Genomic DNA, 18201 nt, shown 5'->3' on the forward strand with positions numbered 1-18201 from the left:
TTTATTTCTGCTTTAACGCCGGTTGATCAGGACAAGGCCCACCGCCACCAGCGCCAGCGCCACCCAGATGCGCAGGCCAATCGTCTCGCCCAGCACCAGCCATCCCAGCACCACGGCAAAGACCGGGGACAGAAAGCTGAAGGAGGCGACGCCGGAGGCGGGATAGATCTTCATCAGCCAGAACCAGAACAGAAAGCCAAAGCTGGCGATGAACACCATCTGGTAGCCGAGGCTCACCCAATGGATCAGCGTCAGGTCGCGGATCAGAGGGCCAAAGGCCGGGGCGACGACGATCAGCACCGGCGCGGACACCAGCAATTGCCAGAAGAGCTGCTGCTCTGCCGGGATGCGCGACAGCGGCGTCACCCGCACGCAGAGCGCGATCCCGGCCCAGCAGAGCGCCGCGCCAAGCGCCATCAGATCGCCCAGCAAGCTCCCCTGTCCCGACCCGCGATCCGCCAGCGCAATCACTACGCCTGCCATCGCGAGGATCAGACCAACACCGCGCAGCGCCGTCAGACGCTCTCCCGGCAGCAGGACATGTGCTGCGAGCGCAAGCCACACCGGCATCGAGTAAAACACGATGGAGGCGCGCGCCACGGTCGTCAGGTCCAGCGCCGAGAACAGGAACAGGAATTCGATGGCGAAAAGCAGCCCGGCGATGATCCCGCCTGCGCGCCCCTCGGCAGGAAGGCGCAAAGACACACCGCGCGCCCGCATCCACAGCGCCAGCAGCACCAGCGCGCCCAGCGACCGCAGCCCAGCCATGAACACCGGTTGAAACCCGCCATTGCCGAACTTGATCACGACCTGATTGAACCCGAGGTTCAGGGAAAACAAGGTGAGTGCGACAACACCAAAGAGGTCGATATGAGATTTGCGGTCCATGGGCGGGACTTGGCCGATGTTGGGGGCAAAATGTCAATGATCCGGGATATTTCCCCGCGGCACATGGCACGGCCCGTGCCACAGTGGACGCGATGATTCTTCAGGGGGGATGACGATGAGCTTGATGAAGACACTGGCCAAGGTGGCCATTGGTGTGGCCGTGGCCAAGGGTGCGGGCGCGATGATGAAACGGTCGGGCGGGACGTCCGGCGCGGGCGGCGGTCTTGGCGGGCTGCTTGGTGGTTTGCAGGGCGGCGGCGGTGCGGGCGGCATGCAGAACATGCTGGGCGGTCTGATGGGCGGTGCCGGTGGTGGTGCGGGTGGTGGCCTTGGCGGCATCCTCGAAGGGCTTGGCGGTGCGCAAGGCGGCGGGTTGCAGAACATGCTCGGCGGTCTGGCCGCGGGCGGTGGTGCGGCGGGCCTTCTGGGTGCGTTGGGGGGCCGTGCGGCCGCGCGGCCTGCGGACAACGGGGCGAGCTTTGGCCAGGTCCTGAATTCGCAATTTTCCGAGACGCCCGAGCCTGAGATCGAGCCCACCGCAGATCAGGAAGCCGCCGCAGCCCTCATGCTGCGCGCGATGATCCAAGCGGCTAAGTCCGACGGTCAGCTGGACAAGGGCGAAGAAGAGAAACTGATGCAGCATCTGGGCGGCGATATCGACGCCGAAGAGGCCGCGTTCCTGCGTGCCGAGATGGGCAAGCCGGTGGATGTGGACGCGCTTGCGCGGGATGTGCCGCAGGGCATGGAGCCGCAGGTCTATGCCATGTCGCTGCTGGCCATCGACCTCGACAACCAGCAGGAGGCGCAATACCTGCATCAGCTGGCCCAGGGGCTTGGGATCGACGCTCAGAACGTGAACCACATCCATGAACAGATGGGCGTGCCGTCGCTTTATACCTGAGCCGAGCGCCCTGCCCGCGTCAGTCAGATCGCGCGCAGGGCAATAACCGCGTTCATGCCGCCGAATGCAAACGCGTTGCTGATGGCAACGGACACCTTGGCCTCGCGCGCCTCGTTCGGCACCACGTCAAGCGCGCATTCGGGGTCCGGTTCTTCGTAGCCGATGGTGGGCGCGATCACACCATCCCGCACCGCCATGATGCACGCGAGCAATTCCACCGCCCCTGTGCCGCCGATCAGGTGGCCGTGCATGGATTTGGTGGACGAGATCATCAGGCTGTCGGCATGGGGTCCGAACACATCGGCCACGGCGGCGCATTCGGTCTTGTCATTGGCGGCGGTGCCGGTGCCGTGGGCGTTGATGTAACAGACCTCGGACCGGTCGATGCGTGCGTCGGCCAGCGCGCCCGCCATCGCCCGTGCCGCGCCGTTTTTTGACGGCATCACGATGTCGGAGGCGTCCGAAGACATCGCAAACCCGATCACCTCACAGAGGATTTCCGCACCACGGGCGCGCGCGTGCTCGTACTCTTCGAACACAAAGATGCCCGCGCCTTCGCCCTGCACCATCCCGTTGCGGTTGGCAGAAAACGGGCGGCAGGCGTCCTTGGACATCACGCGCAGCCCTTCCCACGCCTTGACCCCGCCAAAGCACAACATGGATTCCGACCCGCCCGTGACCATGGCGGGCGCCATGCCGGACCGCACCATCTGAAACGCCTGTGCCATCGCGTGGTTCGAGGACGCGCAGGCGGTCGATACGGTAAAGGACGGCCCCTTGAGGTTGTGTTCCATACTCACATGAGAGGCGGCGGCGTTGTTCATCAGCTTGGGCACCACAAACGGGTGCACACGGTTCTTGCCCTCTTCGTAGACGGAGCGGTAATTGGCGTCCCACGTGCTGACCCCACCGCCTGCGGTGCCCAGCACGACACCCGATTTTGCCGCCACTTCGCCGGCAAAGGTGATGCCCGATTGGTCAATGGCCTCCTTCGCGGCGGCCAGTGTGAATTGGGTGAACCGGTCATAGAGGCTCATCTGCTGGCGGTTGTAGCGGCCTTCGGCCTCGAACCCGCGCACCTGCCCGCCGATCTTGATCGACAGACGGTCCACATCCTGAAACTCCAGCGCGCCGATCCCGCAGCGCCCCTCACGCATGGCGACAAGCGTTTCGGGCACGTCATGGCCCAGTGCATTCACACTGCCCATGCCGGTAATGACAACGCGGTGCATCAGACCTTTTGCTCGGCGATCAGCGCCTCGATCCCGGCGATGATGGATTTGACGCTGGAAATATCGAAATCGCTCTGGGTCGGCTCGTTCGCGTTGAACGGCACGGAAATGTCGAACTCTTCCTCGATGGCAAAGATGCTTTCGACCAGCCCGAGCGAGTCGATCCCCAGATCCTCAAGCGTGCTGTCCAGCGTCACATCCCCGGGTTCCAGCACCGCCTGTTCGGCGATGATGTCGATCACCTTGTCCTTGACGCTCATCCCGTCTGTCCCTCTGCCAGTCTTGGGCCTGATTTAGTCACTGGCGTCCGTCTTGAAAACCGCTTTCTTCAGGTCCGTAACGTCGCGCATCAGCCGCCCGATGCGGCGGATGTTGCGGTAGGAATCGAGGTTGGTCTTCATCTCGGTCGCGGGATAGCCCATCATGACCTTGCCGTCGCGTACCGAGCTCAGCACCTTGGTCGCCGCCGTCAGCACCACATTGTTGCCGATGGTCAGGTTGTCGGACACACCCACCTGCCCCGCCATGACGACAAAGTTGCCGATCGTGGTCGACCCGGCGATACCGACACAGCCACACAGCAGGTTGTCCTGTCCGATGACACAGTTGTGGCCGATATGGACGAGGTTATCGATCTTGGTCCGGTCGCCGATGGAGGTTGGACGGATGGTGCCATTGTCGATCACGGTGTTGCTGCCAACCTCTACGTCATCACCGATCACCACAGCACCCAGCGACGCGATACGCGCCCAGGGCTGGCCTTTGGTATCGCCCTGATCGCCAAGGGATTCCCGCACCGCCTCCACACCGCTCTTTTCCGGTGTCACGAAGGAAAACCCGTCGCCCCCGATGCGTGCGCCCGGTTGCGCGATAAAGTTGGCCCCGATGCGGACATTGGCCCCGATGCTCACATGCTCGCGCAGGTATGCGTTGTCCCCCAGCCGCGCGCGCCAGCCCACAAAGGACAAGGGACCAATGACCGAGCCCGCACCAATCACGGCCTCAGGGCCGATCACAGCCCCCGGGGCCACTGTGACATTGTCGCCCAGCACCGCAGACGGATCCACGGTTGCGGATGGATGGATGCCCGCCCCGAACCCTTGACCGGGATCGGCCATGGCGGTCAGGCGAGACATAGCAAACCGTGGCCGCTTGGGCAGGATAGCGGCGCGCAGGCCGAGCGCTTGCCAATCCGCGCCGTCCCAGAGGAACCCCGCCTGCGCCGCGCCATCGGCCAGCGCGCCGGCATATTTCGCATTGCTGGCCAGCGCGAGATCATCCGCCGATGCCTGTCCCGGTTCGGCCAGACCGGTCACGACAAACCCTGTGTCCCCCACTGCGTCGGCCTCAAGAGCCTCCGCAATCTGAGCGATGGTATAGCGCATGTCCGGTCCCCTTTTGCTTGAAACTCAGGGGACGGATTTACCCCTGAACGGCGCGCAGGGCCACCCCGGCATTACTGAGCGCGCGCCAGACCTTGGCGTCACGGCCATAAATGTCGCGGCGGTACTGCGTGTGGCCCTTGGGTGTGGTGAACGCGGTGCGGTAGATGATGTGCACCGGCACGGGCGATTTCAGGTCAACGCGCGTTTCCTTGCCCGTGGCCAGCACCGACTGGAAATACTGCTCGGGGTTGGACTGCTGCTTGGCCAGCAGCGCATAGGCAAAATCGAACGGATCGGCCAGACGCACACAACCATGGCTATAGGCGCGTACCTCGCGGCCAAAGAGGTTCTTGGCCGGAGTGTCGTGCAGATAGATGTTGTGCACGTTGGGGAACATGAATTTCACCAGACCAAGCGCGTTGCCCTTGCTGGGCGGCTGGCGCATGGCAAAGGGGAACGTCTTTTCGGTGTATTGGGCAAAGTTCACGGCACCGCGGTTGACCTTGCGCCCCTTGCTGTCCGTGATCTCGATATGCTTGACCGCGTTGCGATTGCGCTTGAGCGCGGGCAGATATTCCTTGGTCACGATGGACCGGGGCACGTACCAGCTTGGGTTGATGACCATGAATTCCATCACGTCCGAGAACTCGGGCGTCGGGCGGTCATCCTTGTTGGCCCCCACGACCGAACGGGTCTGGAACGTTACCTTGCCATTGTCGATGACGTTGGCGGTGAAATCGGGGATGTTCACGAGGATATGGCGCTTGCCGCGCTCCTGATTAACCCAGCGTTCCCGTTCCATCGCGACGATGATGGATTGCAAGCGGTACTGCACATCGCGGTTGAGTTCGGTCATCGTGCCGGGACCTGCGACACCGTCGGCGGCCAGTCCGTGGGCCAGCTGGAATTGCTGCACGGCAGCCTGCACGTTGGCATCATAGGTCTGCGTGTTGGTGCGCTTGAGAAAGCCCATCGCAATCAGACGGTTGCGCATGACGGCCACGGCCTCGCCGGATTGACCGGGCTTCAGCGATTTGGCCGGCACCGTCTGCCCCCAACCGCCTTTGGCCAACAGACGCTCCAACCGGAGTTTTTCCTTCATCAGCGCGTTGTATTCGGTGGTCTTCGGCGCCAGCGCCTTGAAGAACCCGCTGGGCGATGACTTGCTGAAATTCACCAGATACGAGGTGCGGTCGCGGTACGGCACCTGTCGCACGATGGCCCGGTCCACGCGCGACGGCACCAGAACACCGGTTTGCAGGTCGCGGGAATATTGCAGGAAGGTGCGACTGATCTCGACCTCGACCTGACCCCGGTCGCGCGGTGTCTTGGCCGCCTTCATCTTGGCCTGCAGACCGGCTGCGTCATAGCGTGCGGTGGGCAGACCGTGGTTTGCAGACTGGCTCAGCGCCTTGAAAAGCGCGACGCGGCGTTGGCGTTCCTTGCCACTGCGCCCGGTCCAGATGCTTTTGTATCCGTTGGCCTGATAGAATGCGGCGATGTCGGCATCACGCGCTGCGGCCTCTGCGACGGCCTGCTTGAAGGCGGTCACCTGTGCGGATGCCGCGTTCGGAAGTGTAAATGTCAGGGCCGCCGCGGCGGCCATAAATGCAAAAACCCATGCGCGAAAAATCGACACTGTCATGGTGGTTCCTCGTAAAAAAATCGGTCGGCTGCGCGCAATATCCCAAAGCCGCAGGGAGCGTGTCTATTCACAACTTCCGGCATGGCGCGCCTTGCACGCGCCGTGATGCAGCGATGCACCGGGTTGTGTCTTATTTCCCGCTTTTTGCAACATGTGGGCAAAATTCTGCCAAACACACTTGCTAAGGAAAAAACTCAGATTCAGCGCTTGGTAAACGAATCGCGTTATGCCATAAACATGTTGCATCTGGGGATGAGATGAAAAACCCGTGTAACATCATGGGTGGCAGGCGTACGGGACGGCGCAGTGATATGACGGATTATACCTCTTCGGGTTTGACCCGCCGGGCATTGCTTGGTGCATTTGCGGCAACAACGGTTGCAGCAGCCCCGACATACTCAAAAGCCGCAGGGTTTCTGCGGGGTTCGGGCGACATCCGTCGCCTGCGTATGTATTCGGGCCGCACGGGCGAGCGGATCGACATGATCTACTGGATCGAAGGCAAGTACATCAAGGATTCCGTGAAGGAAATCAATCACTTCATGCGGGATTGGCGCACCAATCAGGTGATCGCGATCGACCTGCGGACGGTGGATATCATGGCCGCGGCGCACAACCTTCTGGATGCAACCGAACCCTATATGCTGCTCTCGGGCTACCGCAGCCCGCAGACAAACGCCATGCTGCGCTCGCGCAGCGGGGGCGTGGCGAAAAACTCGCTGCACATGAAAGGCCAGGCGGCTGACCTGCGCCTCTCCAGCCGGTCGGTCAGCCAGATGGCCCGCGCCGCCGCGGCCTGTCGTGGGGGCGGTGTCGGCAAATACTCCGGCTCGAACTTTGTGCACATGGATTGCGGCGTTGTCCGCACGTGGGGCCGCTAAAGGCGGTCATTCCGCCCACGCCCGCTGCAAAAACTCCTGCGCTGTCAGCTGCCCAATGCCTGCTTGGGCGGTTTTGCCGACGCCGGGCGCCTTTGACCACGGATATTGACGCGCCTTTGACCACAGGTCCGCGAATTGCGACTGCATCTGGTCCAGCTCATCCTTTGGCATGATCCAGCTCATGCCGCCCGACACGCAGTTGACCAGCACAAGCCGCCGCAACGGCACGGCATCTGTCCCATCCGCATAGTGCCGCAGCACCTGTTCATTGCGCAGCACCATTGTCCCGCCACGCGCCGACAGGACCGCATCGATGGGACTTGTCAGAAACTCAAACGGGCTCGCCCCGCCCGTCTCGGGCCGGTCCTCGCAATGCTCCGTGCTTTCGGACGACGTCCCAAGCCGGAAGGCCCGGATTTCGATCAGCACGATGCCAGAGGTATTGTCGTTCATCCATTGCGAAAAACAGAACGGCTGACGCTGTGCCTGCTGCGCGCGAAGCGCCTGTCGTGAGCAGTCGCCCTCGTCGCTGCCTAAAATCGCCGTGATCAGCGAAATGCCGTAATTGTCGTAATAACCCGCGTCGACCACGCGCCGGCGCGGCTGCGACGGCAGGGACACGGCGGGCGAGATATAGGGGAATGTCGCGTTCATACGTGCGGCGGTCGCCATGCTGAATGATCCGCGCGCGCACGGGTAGGCCCGGTGAAACTCTACAATCTCACCGCGTGTTGCATCCGGTATCTCACTGATGCGCAGGTTCGAAATCACCAGCGGCTTGCTGCTTTCCACGAGCATAGGGGAAAACAGGATCGACGGCCGCCACCCGGCCTCTTCCCCGGCGCGCAGATCGCCAAAGGGCACGTCGATGGTGCGCCAGTGTTTATCGAGCACCTTGCCCCGGTCCACATCCACCCTGCCCCGCGTCACAAGACTGGGCAGGTCGGTGCGCACAATGTGCCGCGACAGGGCCGACAGGCTGTCGCGTGGAAAGGGTTTGGCGCGCAGGTGGTAATAGGCATCGAGCGCCTCGGGCCGGTCCGGGTCCGGCAATTGCGCAGCCTTGATGTCGTCCGTCAGCATGTCCGTCAGCGTCGTATCCCGCGTGAACCCATCAGGGCCTGCATCCGCGGCGAAATACGCGGCCCCCACCATCCCCCCGGACGCACCCGTGATGAACCGCACGCTGCGGGCAATACCGTCCAACTGCTCATCACCGGTGCCGGACTGGATCAGTTGATCCATCACCAGCGTGGTCCAGAACGCCGCGCGGTAGGCCCCGCCCGACGTGGCGATGATCACCATCTTGGGGTCGGGCCGTCCCTGTGCCTGGGACGCGACGGCGTGCCAATTGGCAAGGCTGCGCTCCATGTCCACCGGCCCACCGGCGAACCCGGGATCCGACACACAGGCCGCCTCCATCGCGCGGTATTCGTCGCTGTCCGGTGCCTCGATATCAAACAGCGCGTCCGTTCGGTCATACTGGCTGATCCCTGCGGGCCCGTTGATGCCGTCAAACGTGACCTTGAACCCGCCATCCGACCCTTTGAATGCAACCAGAAACAGGGCTGCGAGCACGCCAATCAGGACAAGGCGCTGGCTCCATTTCAGGTGGACGACGAAGTAGGTGAACACAAAGACAAAGAGCACAATCAGCAAAAGCGCGACGCCCGGCATGATCCGGTCCATGCTCAGAAACACGAACAGGGCGGCCAGCAACGGCAGGTAATAGTAATATGTCGCCGCCGCCCGCGGGTGATTGCGGACATAGGTGATCACGTTGCGAAACGGCCTGCGCTGCATCAGACGGAGCGGCAGGGTCTCGTCCGCCTCAGAAAACAGGGACGGTTGATCAGCCACTTGCGTACCAATGACCTGCATCGCGCGCACAAAGCCACGGATCAGGACCCAGATGGCACCGACAAACATCCAACCCGCAAGTGTGCCGACCCAGAACCGGACATGCTCGCCCCGGAGAAAGTCGCTGCCATCGGCGTTGCGCCAAGCCGAATAGAGGATCAGTTGGGCCGCCACCGCGACGATGATCAGAACGGTCGACAGGTCCAGACCGTTGATCCGGCGCCGGTTGCGCTGCTTGTAATACCAGTCAAAGAGCGGCGTCATCAGGATCAGGCCCACCGCAAAGGCGAGCGTGACGCCGGTCCATGCGGACGGGCTGGTGAAAATGGCGCTGTGCCAGACATCGCGGTGGTGTTCCGGCACGTCCCGGAACAGGTTCGACACCCCCACCCCTTCGCCGCCCATGGAGACGATGGCGAGCACGGCGAAAAACACAACCGCAGCGCCCCAGTAGTTGGGCACGAAAAAGTCGGCGAAAAGACGCCAGAACGCGGTGAGTTTACGTTTGAGCCAAAAAATGACGCTCATGGAACCAAATGGGGTTGCGAAAAATACGGCTCAAACGTGCAGGGAGCAGCCCGCTTGTGTCAAGCGTCTTGAAATCATGGTGCTGTGGCGGGGGTTGGGTGGATCCGGACCCGACCGCGCAGATCGCAGGAGATGCAGGCAAGCATAGGGCGGAGCGGTTCGGACAACGTTCGACCCCAGAGCCGCGCGCTCAGGTCGCCAGCGGGTGGCGCAATAGAGGGAGTGGCGGACCGTAGAGGATTCGAACCTCTGGCCTCTGCCTTCGGAGGGCAGCGCTCTATCCAGCTGAGCTAACGGTCCAGTCGTGACGGCTATAGCGGGCGCTTTCGCGCGCCGCAATTGCAAATTATGCCCGGCGTTCAGGCAAAAAGCTCGTGCGCCAGTTCCAGCGCATCCACAAGCGCATCGACTTCGGCGGTCGTGTTGTACATCCCGAAGGACGCGCGGCAGGTGGCGGTCAGCCCCAAATGCTCCATCAACGGGCCGGTACAGTGTTGGCCCGCACGCACCGCCACACCCTTTTTGTCGAGGATGGTAGAGATGTCGTGGGCGTGGGCCGCACCGTCGAGGGTAAAGGAAAAGATCGCACCCTTGTCCGGTGTCGTGCCTTGCACCTGCAACCAGTTCAACCCGCCCAGCCGTTCCACGGTATAGTCGCGCAAGCTGTCTTCGTGCGCGGCAATGGCGGCCATCCCGTGCCCCATCATGTAATCCAGCGCCACGCCCAGACCGATCATCTGCACGATGCCGGGCGTGCCCGCCTCGAACTTCATCGGCGCGTCGTTATAGACAACATGATCCTTGAACACGTCCTTGATCATGTCACCGCCCCCGATAAAGGGACGCATTTCGGCCATCCGCGCCTCGGTCACATAGATCGCGCCGGACGCGGATGGACCATAGAGCTTGTGCCCTGTGATGGCGTAGAAATCCGCGCCAAGATCCTGCACATCAACGGGCATATGCACCGCCGCCTGACTGCCATCGACCAGAACCGGCACGCCCTTGGCGTGGGCCCCGTCGCAGATGGATTTGATGTCGACCCGCGTGCCCAGCACGTTTGACATATGCGTCACCGCCACCAGCTTGGTGCGCGGGCCGATGGCGTCGATCACCTTTTGCGGATCAAGCGCGCCGGTGCTGTCGACATCCACCCATTTGAGCACAACGCCCTGCCGTTCGCGCAGGAAGTGCCAGGGCACGATGTTGGCATGGTGTTCCATGACCGACAGGACAATCTCGTCCCCCGCTTCCATCCGCGGCATAGCCCAGCCATAGGCGACCATGTTGATGCCTTCGGTGGTGCCGGAGTTAAAGATGATCTCATCCTCGGACCGCGCATTGAGGAAGCGCGCGATCTTGGCCCGCACGCCCTCGTAATTCTCGGTGGCGAGGTTCGACAGGTAATGCAGCCCGCGGTGCACGTTGGCGTATTCCTCGGCATATGCCTTGGTGATCGCGTCGATCACCACCTGCGGCTTTTGCGCCGAAGCACCGTTGTCGAGATAGACCAGCGGCTTGCCATTCACCTCGCGGCTCAGGATCGGAAAATCGGCGCGGATCGCCTCTACGTCATACATTGCTCACCCCTCCTGCGAGGCCAAAAAGCGTCAACATCAGCATCAGTCCAAGGAGCAGCCCGGCGCTCACCGCGATGAGCACGCCAAAGGCACGCAACAGGGACCCCAGCCGCAACGCGGCGCTGACGAAATGCAGCATCAACCAGAACGCCACGATCATCACGATCAGCGCCAGAAGCCCCGCGATGCCCGGCACCACTGCGCTCAACACCAGCACAACCACTTGCGCCACCACGCGCAGCGCCTGCAACCACGCCATCAGCGCAATGAGATCACCCAGATCCCCTTCCCCGCCCATCGCGTTGCCCGCCCAATAGAGCGCATGCACCATGACGATCAGACCACCGGCGGTCAGCACAAACAGGGCCAGCGGGCGCTGGAACAGCGCCATGAGCGGCACCGCATCCAGCAATTCAGGATCGGGCGGCGGGCCAAGGCTCGACACGGTGCCGACGATCAGCGCGGTCAGAGCCGACGCCGCCAGAAGCGCGATATAGAGCTCGGTGCGCGGCACCTGCCATCCCATGATGCGGGCGGCGGCCCCTTGGGGGTCGCGCAACGTCTCAATGGCAAGATCGGTCCAGAACTTCATCCCGCACGCTCCATTGCGATGCTGCCGCCGATCCAGAACCAGAAAAAGACACAGAGCCAGACAAAGCCCACCGCCTGCATTTCGATCCCCGGCCCCACGAACCCTGCCGTCAGCCCGTGCAACAAAACCAGCGGCGACGACGCCAGAAGCGCCCAGAACAGGGCAAGCCGTGCGCCATATCCCGTCCCCTTGCCGCCCAGAACCCGCCCGATCAGGCGCGCCACAAAGGCAATCGCATAAAACAGGAGCGGCGCGATAAAGATCCACGCCATCAGGCTGCCGCCCATCATCATGTTGAGGTCCTGATCTTCCAGATGCGCCTCGCGCGACAGACGCGGCAGTTGCGCGACAAAGAACAGCGTGCACGCACCCATGACATAGGCCAGCGCCCGGTCCTCACGCGGACCGAGCGTCAGCAGGCCACGGATCACGGCGCCCGGGCCACGATAGGTGGCAAGGATGTTGCGGGTGATCGACATGCTCAGCCGCGGTGCCGCTCCAGCCAGCCCTGCAACCGGTCGACGAGGGCGTCGCGCAGGGCTTCGTTCTCAATCTCCTCCACCGCTTCGGCAAGGAACGCGAGGGTCAGCAGGTCCGTCGCCTCCGCCTCCGGCACACCGCGCGAGCGCAGGTAAAACAGCGCCTCTTCGTCAATCGCACCGGATGTGGAGCCGTGCGAACAGGCCACATCATCCGCATAGATCTCAAGTTCAGGCTTGGCGAGGAACTGGCTGTCATCATCCAGAAGAAGCGACTGGCTGATCTGGTACCCGTCTGTTTTCTGGGCACCTTCCTTGACGAGGATCTTGCCTTGGAACACACCGACCGCGCCGTTGCGCAGCACCTTTTTGAACACCTGACGGCTTTCGCAGCCCACCGCGTCATGGGTGATGAACACCGTGTCGTCATGGTGAAAATCACCGTCGCCGACACAGGCACCGGCCACGTGGGCAACGGCATCATCACCCTGAATGTCGATCACGCATTCATTGCGCGTCAGACGCCCGTTTACGGTCAGCGTAAAGGATTTGAACGTGGATTCTGTGCCCAGACGCGAAAAGATGTGCGTGACGGCGCGCCGTTCGTGATCCCGCCCCTGCGCGCGCACATGGTGGAACGTTGCGCCATCGGCCACGTCCACTTCCATGCACTTGTTGAACCGCGCCGCCGCCGGCCCGGTTTCGAGCAAGGTCAGCTCCGCACCGGCGTCCAGCTTGACCAGATGGTGCAGCGTGGCATCCGACGTCTCGTCCTGGTGCAGATAGATGATGTTGATCGGCTTGGCGGCCTGCCCCGTGACGTGAATCAACACGCCATCCGTGGCAAAGGCGGTGTTCAGCGCGGCGAGCGGGCGTTCGACATAGTGCCCGTCCGCCTCAAGCGCGCCGTAAAGCTCTGCCGCCCAGTGGATGTCCGCAGGCTCTGCCAGCCGGTCGATGCGCACCCCAGCAAGGGTCAGATCATCGGACGCGTCAGCATCAAACACACCATCAACAAAGACGATCTTGAGCCGGTCCATGTCGTCAAAAAGCGGCCCTTCATCATTGTGAAACAGCGCCGCCGCATCGGGTGCGGTCGCCGTCAGCGTGTCGGGGCGGGTGTATTTCCAATACTCGTCCCGCCGCATGGGCAGGCCCATCTCGCGCACGCGCGCCAGCGCCGCTGCACGCGCAGGCGCGCTCCAGCCGCCCTCGGGCATGGTCAGCGCCGCGATGCGGTCTTCGGTCAGGTTGGATTGAACGGCAGGTTCAGCCATTACGCCACCTCTGCCAGAATGTCGGCATAGCCGTTGTTTTCGACCTCGAGCGCCAGTTCCGGCCCGCCCGTTTTCACAATGCGGCCCTCGGCCATGATGTGCACGACGTCCGGTTTGATGTGGTCCAGCAACCGCTGGTAATGGGTGATCACAAGGAACCCGCGGCCCGCATCGCGCAACGCGTTCACGCCTTCGGCCACCAGTTTCATCGCGTCCACGTCCAGACCGGAATCCGTCTCGTCGAGGATGCACATCTTGGGTTCAAGCATCGCCATCTGCAGGATTTCGTTGCGCTTTTTCTCGCCGCCGGAAAAGCCCACATTCACGGGCCGCTTGAGCATGTCGGCGTCGATCTTGAGATCCTTTGCCTTAGCGCGGATCACCTTGAGGAAGTCGGCGGCACTCATCTCATCCTGACCACGCGCCTTGCGCTGTGCGTTCACGGCTGTGCGCAGGAATGTCATGTTGCCGACGCCGGGGATCTCGACCGGGTATTGGAACGCCAGAAACAGGCCCGCTGCCGCGCGCTCTTCGGGTTCCATCTCCAGCAGGTCATCGCCATCAAGTGCGGCACTGCCATCGGTCACTTCGTACCCGTCGCGCCCCGACAGGACATAGCTCAGCGTGGATTTGCCCGACCCGTTCGGACCCATGATCGCATGGACCTTGCCCGCCTCGACCGTGAGGTCGACGCCTTTGAGGATCTGCTTGTCCTCTTCTTCCAATTGTACATGCAGGTTCTTGATGGTCAGCATTATGTGTCCTCACGCGTTTCGGGCCGGTTGCGACATTCCGCAACCGGCTGTTTTTGGGGTGGATGACGGCGCCCGTGGCGCGGTCAGAAATACTCCGCGCTCTGCTGCGCATAGTGCAGCGACAGAGCGACGTATTCTGGTGAAAAGAGGGCGGCCCACAGCTCGGGATAGGCTTTCATCGGAACGTCGCCGTGAAACATCATCAGGTAATTGCCCAGCCCAAAGGCCAGTGTGGCAATGTGATACCCCATGTTGAACAGCACCATCGACACGGCCGACGCGGCCAGAATGTTCATGCCGATATCGCCCAGAAAGCCGCCGATGATGTCCACTGTGCCCACACCGAATTCGCCCTGATCGGTCAGGTAGTGAAAGCTGATCAGTTCCGCGCCCAGCATGACCAGCCCGCCCAGCACAAAGGCCAACGGCACAAGAAGCGCCTCCCACATGTGCCGACCAAAGAGGATCGTGCCGAGGGTGAGCTTGCGATCGAACGGATGCGGCGCAGCGGTCATTTCCGCCGGTTGCGCGATCTGTTCGGCGTGAAGCCGGGCAAGCCGTTCTTGAAAGCTGTCTTGTGACATGGCGCGGACCTGTTGCATGCGAATATCCAGCGCATCCCAACAGGGAAATACGGCATGACCATGTCGGTCCCTGCACGATTTGTGGATAATTTGCGGTCCGCATTTGGTCCTGCCCCCGGCCTATTGCAGCACGACGGCCGTGCCCGAGACACTGACCATGAGCATGGAGTCCCCGACCACTTCGTAATCAAGGTCGATCCCGATCACCGCATTGGCACCTGCGGCCTTGGCGCGCTGTTCCAGCTCCGCCATGGCGGTGTCACGCGCATCCTGCAGCTTGGATTCGTAGGCGCCCGAACGGCCACCGATGATGTCGGTGATCCCGGCAAAGAAATCGCGCACGACATTTGCGCCCATGATCGCCTCGCCCACGACGATGCCGCGGTAATCGGTGACCTTGTATCCTTCGACGCCGGATGTGGTTGTCATGATCATGTATCGTCCTCCTCTTGCGGCTCTGCAAACAGGCGCTGCGCAGCGGACGCAACCGCAACGGCCACCATCAACAGCGCAAACCACACCCAGAACGACGTCAGCGCCCCGGGTGCCAGGACCGCGGCAGCAATCATCCCGAAGATGGCCGCAATCACAAAGGCAAGCCCGCCCTGCTGCGTCCCGTCAAAGTCGGATACGGTGTGCCGTTTGATCGGTTTGCGCTCTGCGGTGTCGGTCATTTGTCTGCCCCGGCAAAAAGGAAGAACGCAGCCCCGATGGCACCACCGGTCATGCCCCCCCCAATGGCAAGTGCGGCGGCAAATGCAGGCAGCAAAACCACGCCCACCACGCCGCCCGCTGCGGCACCGCCCAGAACAGACAGCGCCATCACCGCCAGGGGCGACCTCTGGTTGCCTTGTGAGGACATGCGTTAGCCCACCGATCCTTCGAGCGAGATCGCAACCAGTTGCTGCGCTTCCATGGCGAACTCCATCGGCAGCGCTTGCAGCACGTCCTTGCAGAACCCGTTCACGACAAGTGCGACGGCTTCCTCTTCGTCCATGCCACGGCTGCGGCAGTAAAACAGCTGATCGTCATCCACCTTCGAGGTTGTCGCCTCATGTTCGACCCGGCTCGAGTTGTTCTTTACCTCGATATACGGCACCGTGTGGGCCCCGCATTTGTCGCCGATGAGCAAGCTGTCGCACTGGGTATAATTGCGGCTGTCCTTGGCCTTGGGGTGCATGGACACAAGACCACGATAGGTGTTCTGCGCCTTGCCCGCGCTGATCCCCTTGGAGACGATCCGGCTCTTGGTGTTCTTGCCCAGGTGCACCATCTTTGTGCCCGTGTCGGCCTGCTGCATGTTGTTGGCAATGGCGATGGAGTAGAACTCGCCCTGGCTGTCATCGCCGCGCAGGATACAGGACGGGTATTTCCATGTAACAGCAGAACCGGTTTCCACCTGCGTCCACATAACCTTGGCCCGGTCGCCCCGGCAATCGGCACGCTTGGTCACAAAGTTGTAGATGCCGCCCTTGCCGTTCTCGTCCCCGGGATACCAGTTCTGAACGGTAGAATATTTCACCTCGGCGTCTTCCTCGATGATGATCTCGACCACCGCGGCGTGCAATTGCGACGTGTCCCGCTGGGGCGCGGTGCAGCCTTCGAGGTAGGAGACATAAGACCCCTTGTCCGCGATGATCAGCGTCCGCTCGAACTGACCCGTGTTTTCAGCATTGATGCGGAAATAGGTGCTGAGTTCCATGGGGCAGCGCACGCCCGGCGGCACGTAGACAAACGAACCGTCCGAAAAGACGGCGCTGTTCAGCGTCGCATAGAAGTTGTCCGACACCGGCACGACGGAGCCAAGATATTTCTTCACCAGTTCGGGATGTTCCTTGATCGCCTCGGAAATCGAGCAAAAGATCACGCCCGCCTTCTTCAACTCGGCCTGAAAGGTCGTGCCAACGGACACGGAATCGAACACCGCGTCCACGGCAACCTTGCGACCTTCGGCGGGCGCGTCCTCGGCGCCTTCGACACCGGCCAGGATCATCTGTTCCTTCAGCGGAATGCCCAGTTTCTCATAGGTCGCCAGCAGCTTGGGATCGACCTCATCCAACGACTTGGGCTTCACTTCCATGCTCTTGGGACGGGCATAGTAGTACTGATCCTGAAAATCGATCTCCGGGTAATCGACCATCGCCCAGTCCGGCTCCTTCATCTGCAACCAGCGGTCATAGGCCGCCAGCCGCCATTCGGTCATCCACTCCGGCTCTTCGTTCTTGTCGGAAATCAGGCGCACAATGTCCGGCGTTAGCCCCTTGGGGGCGTATTCCATCTCGATGTCTGTTTCCCAACCGTATTTGTAGGTGCTGACATCCCGAACCGCATCGACCGTCTCCTGATCGACCCCATCCTTGACCACAACCTCGTCTACTGCATTGTCCATATCAGACATTTCCTTTCCGTTTGGCCGCTCAGGCCGCCCGTGCCTCGTGTTTCTTCAACTTTTGCGCCCAAACCTCGGCAAAGCGCAAAACGTCGTCTTCATTTGTCTCCAACCCCAGCGACACGCGCACCGCAGATGCCGCTTCGGCTTCCGAATACCCCATCGCCATCAGCACGCGACTTGCCTTGACCTTGCCGCTGGAACAGGCCGCGCCCGCCGAAATGGCAAAGCCGGACAAATCCATCTGCATCACCTGTGTTTCGCCCTTCCAGCCGGGCGTAATGAAACAGGAGGTGTTCGGAAGCCGTGGTGCATCTTTCCCGACAAAAATAGTAGTATTCGACGCCGCAGCAAGAGCAGTTTCTAGAATATTTCTAAGTTTCTCGACACGGTCCCATTTTCCGGCATCGACATCCCGTTGCGCCGCCTCTGCCGCGGCACCGAAACCGGCAATGCCGATCACGTTTTCCGTACCCGACCGCCGCCCCATTTCCTGCCCGCCGCCGCGCAGGATCGCCACCGGGTCCTCTGCGGTAAAGTTGATCAGCGCGCCGACGCCTTTCGGACCGCCCAGCTTGTGCGCGGACAGGATCATGTAGGACGGACGCGCGTCGCCGTCGTAGCGGACCGCGACCTTACCCGCCACCTGCGTGATATCACAGACCACGGAATAGGGCACCGTACCGGCGCGTGAAGCGTTGATATGGGCGTTCTCCGCCACAACACCGCGCGGCAACATGACCCCGGTTTCACTGTTCGCCGCTGAAACAGCGACCAGCGCCACAGGCCCACGATCCGCATCCCCGGCCGTACGCATGATCCAGTTCGAAAACTCGGACGCCCCAGCCGCATGCAATGCACCAGATGCATCAAACAAAGCTGGCAGATCCGCCTCACTCCAATCACGAAAACAATCGTGCTCCGTGGGCAAAGCCGCGAACCGCCCCCCATGCCGATCCTTCTGCGCCACTGCCAGCGCCGCAGCCTCCGTCGCGGAGCCGGTAAAGACCACCTGATTGGTCTTGCAGCCCACGAGCGCTGCCACTTGCGCCCGCGCACGCTCGACCAGCATCTTGGCACTGCGCCCCTCGGCATGGACCGAAGACGGGTTGCCCACGACATCCATCGCCGCCGCCATCGCCGCCCGCGCCTCCGCCCGCAAAGGCGTGGTTGCGTTATGATCGAGATACACCCGGCTCATGTTTCTTCTGGCCAAAAATACCAC

At 62.0% G+C, this 18201-nt stretch carries 19 protein-coding genes and 1 tRNA gene; 2 read left to right on the forward strand and 18 right to left on the reverse strand.

Translation table 11 applies throughout. The annotated features are described in order from the left end of the window. Window positions 1-12: 12 nt before the first annotated feature. Entirely contained in the window at window positions 13-888 is an 876-nt protein-coding gene (locus ACERHN_RS19150) for a DMT family transporter (protein WP_415920607.1), read from the reverse strand. A gap of 115 nt (window positions 889-1003) precedes the next feature. On the opposite strand from ACERHN_RS19150, the gene ACERHN_RS19155 reads away from it, so the two are divergent. Next, the gene (locus tag ACERHN_RS19155) at window positions 1004-1789 is read left to right on the forward strand and encodes a DUF533 domain-containing protein (RefSeq protein WP_415920608.1); all 786 of its coding nucleotides are present in this window, start codon (window positions 1004-1006) and stop codon (window positions 1787-1789) included. A gap of 23 nt (window positions 1790-1812) precedes the next feature. On the opposite strand, the gene ACERHN_RS19160 is transcribed toward ACERHN_RS19155, so the two are convergent. The 4 genes from ACERHN_RS19160 to ACERHN_RS19175 are packed head-to-tail and all read right to left on the reverse strand — an operon-like array spanning window position 1813 to window position 6051. Beyond that, window positions 1813-3021, reverse strand: coding sequence for a beta-ketoacyl-[acyl-carrier-protein] synthase family protein (locus tag ACERHN_RS19160; RefSeq protein WP_415920609.1), 1209 nt, complete (start codon window positions 3019-3021; stop codon window positions 1813-1815). Next, the gene (locus ACERHN_RS19165; protein ID WP_415920610.1) at window positions 3021-3281 is read right to left on the reverse strand and encodes an acyl carrier protein; all 261 of its coding nucleotides are present in this window, start codon (window positions 3279-3281) and stop codon (window positions 3021-3023) included. Before ACERHN_RS19165 ends, ACERHN_RS19160 begins: the two co-directional genes overlap by 1 nt. 33 nt (window positions 3282-3314) lie before the next feature. Continuing rightward, window positions 3315-4406 carry a UDP-3-O-(3-hydroxymyristoyl)glucosamine N-acyltransferase gene (gene lpxD, locus ACERHN_RS19170; RefSeq protein WP_415920611.1) on the reverse strand — a complete coding sequence of 364 codons (1092 nt, stop codon included), beginning with the start codon at window positions 4404-4406 and terminating at the stop codon, window positions 3315-3317. Between the two features lie 37 nt (window positions 4407-4443). Further along, a complete protein-coding gene (locus ACERHN_RS19175; protein WP_415920612.1) occupies window positions 4444-6051 on the reverse strand; it encodes a L,D-transpeptidase family protein in 1608 nt (535 codons plus the stop codon). 311 nt (window positions 6052-6362) lie between these two features. On the opposite strand from ACERHN_RS19175, the gene ACERHN_RS19180 reads away from it, so the two are divergent. Then, complete coding sequence (locus ACERHN_RS19180; RefSeq protein ID WP_415920613.1) at window positions 6363-6932, forward strand: YcbK family protein; 570 nt, start codon at window positions 6363-6365, stop codon at window positions 6930-6932. 6 nt (window positions 6933-6938) lie between these two features. On the opposite strand, the gene ACERHN_RS19185 is transcribed toward ACERHN_RS19180, so the two are convergent. From ACERHN_RS19185 to ACERHN_RS19245, 13 genes are all read right to left on the reverse strand, one after another. After that, window positions 6939-9320 (reverse strand): hypothetical protein, encoded by a 2382-nt coding sequence (locus ACERHN_RS19185; RefSeq protein ID WP_415920614.1) that lies wholly within the window; start codon window positions 9318-9320, stop codon window positions 6939-6941. A gap of 223 nt (window positions 9321-9543) precedes the next feature. Then, window positions 9544-9620 (reverse strand) — tRNA-Arg (locus ACERHN_RS19190). A gap of 59 nt (window positions 9621-9679) precedes the next feature. After that, entirely contained in the window at window positions 9680-10900 is a 1221-nt protein-coding gene (locus tag ACERHN_RS19195) for a cysteine desulfurase (RefSeq protein WP_415920615.1), read from the reverse strand. Next, complete coding sequence (locus tag ACERHN_RS19200) at window positions 10893-11492, reverse strand: YIP1 family protein (protein ID WP_415920616.1); 600 nt, start codon at window positions 11490-11492, stop codon at window positions 10893-10895. The genes ACERHN_RS19195 and ACERHN_RS19200 overlap by 8 nt, the downstream gene beginning before the upstream one ends. Beyond that, window positions 11489-11971, reverse strand: a complete 483-nt coding sequence (locus ACERHN_RS19205; protein ID WP_415920617.1) for a YIP1 family protein — start codon at window positions 11969-11971, stop codon at window positions 11489-11491. Before ACERHN_RS19205 ends, ACERHN_RS19200 begins: the two co-directional genes overlap by 4 nt. Window positions 11972-11973: 2 nt before the next feature. Next, entirely contained in the window at window positions 11974-13248 is a 1275-nt protein-coding gene (gene sufD / locus ACERHN_RS19210; protein ID WP_415920618.1) for a Fe-S cluster assembly protein SufD, read from the reverse strand. Further along, entirely contained in the window at window positions 13248-14003 is a 756-nt protein-coding gene (gene sufC / locus ACERHN_RS19215; protein ID WP_415920619.1) for a Fe-S cluster assembly ATPase SufC, read from the reverse strand. The genes sufD and sufC overlap by 1 nt, the downstream gene beginning before the upstream one ends. An 83-nt stretch (window positions 14004-14086) precedes the next feature. Then, window positions 14087-14605 (reverse strand): hypothetical protein, encoded by a 519-nt coding sequence (locus ACERHN_RS19220; RefSeq protein ID WP_415920620.1) that lies wholly within the window; start codon window positions 14603-14605, stop codon window positions 14087-14089. Window positions 14606-14707: 102 nt separating this feature from the next. Further along, window positions 14708-15022, reverse strand: a complete 315-nt coding sequence (locus ACERHN_RS19225) for a heavy metal-binding domain-containing protein (RefSeq protein ID WP_415920621.1) — start codon at window positions 15020-15022, stop codon at window positions 14708-14710. Continuing rightward, window positions 15019-15261, reverse strand: coding sequence for a hypothetical protein (locus ACERHN_RS19230; protein WP_415920622.1), 243 nt, complete (start codon window positions 15259-15261; stop codon window positions 15019-15021). The genes ACERHN_RS19225 and ACERHN_RS19230 overlap by 4 nt, the downstream gene beginning before the upstream one ends. After that, entirely contained in the window at window positions 15258-15449 is a 192-nt protein-coding gene (locus tag ACERHN_RS19235) for a hypothetical protein (RefSeq protein ID WP_415920623.1), read from the reverse strand. The genes ACERHN_RS19230 and ACERHN_RS19235 overlap by 4 nt, the downstream gene beginning before the upstream one ends. Before the next feature lie 3 nt (window positions 15450-15452). Continuing rightward, on the reverse strand, window positions 15453-16976 hold the full coding sequence (gene sufB, locus ACERHN_RS19240) for a Fe-S cluster assembly protein SufB (protein WP_415920624.1): 1524 nt from the start codon (window positions 16974-16976) through the stop codon (window positions 15453-15455). 28 nt (window positions 16977-17004) lie between these two features. Continuing rightward, entirely contained in the window at window positions 17005-18177 is a 1173-nt protein-coding gene (locus ACERHN_RS19245) for a cysteine desulfurase family protein (RefSeq protein WP_415920625.1), read from the reverse strand. Window positions 18178-18201 lie beyond the last annotated feature (24 nt).

It is taken from the genome of Tateyamaria rhodophyticola (assembly GCF_047777875.1).
In the GTDB taxonomy this organism is placed as follows: domain Bacteria; phylum Pseudomonadota; class Alphaproteobacteria; order Rhodobacterales; family Rhodobacteraceae; genus Tateyamaria.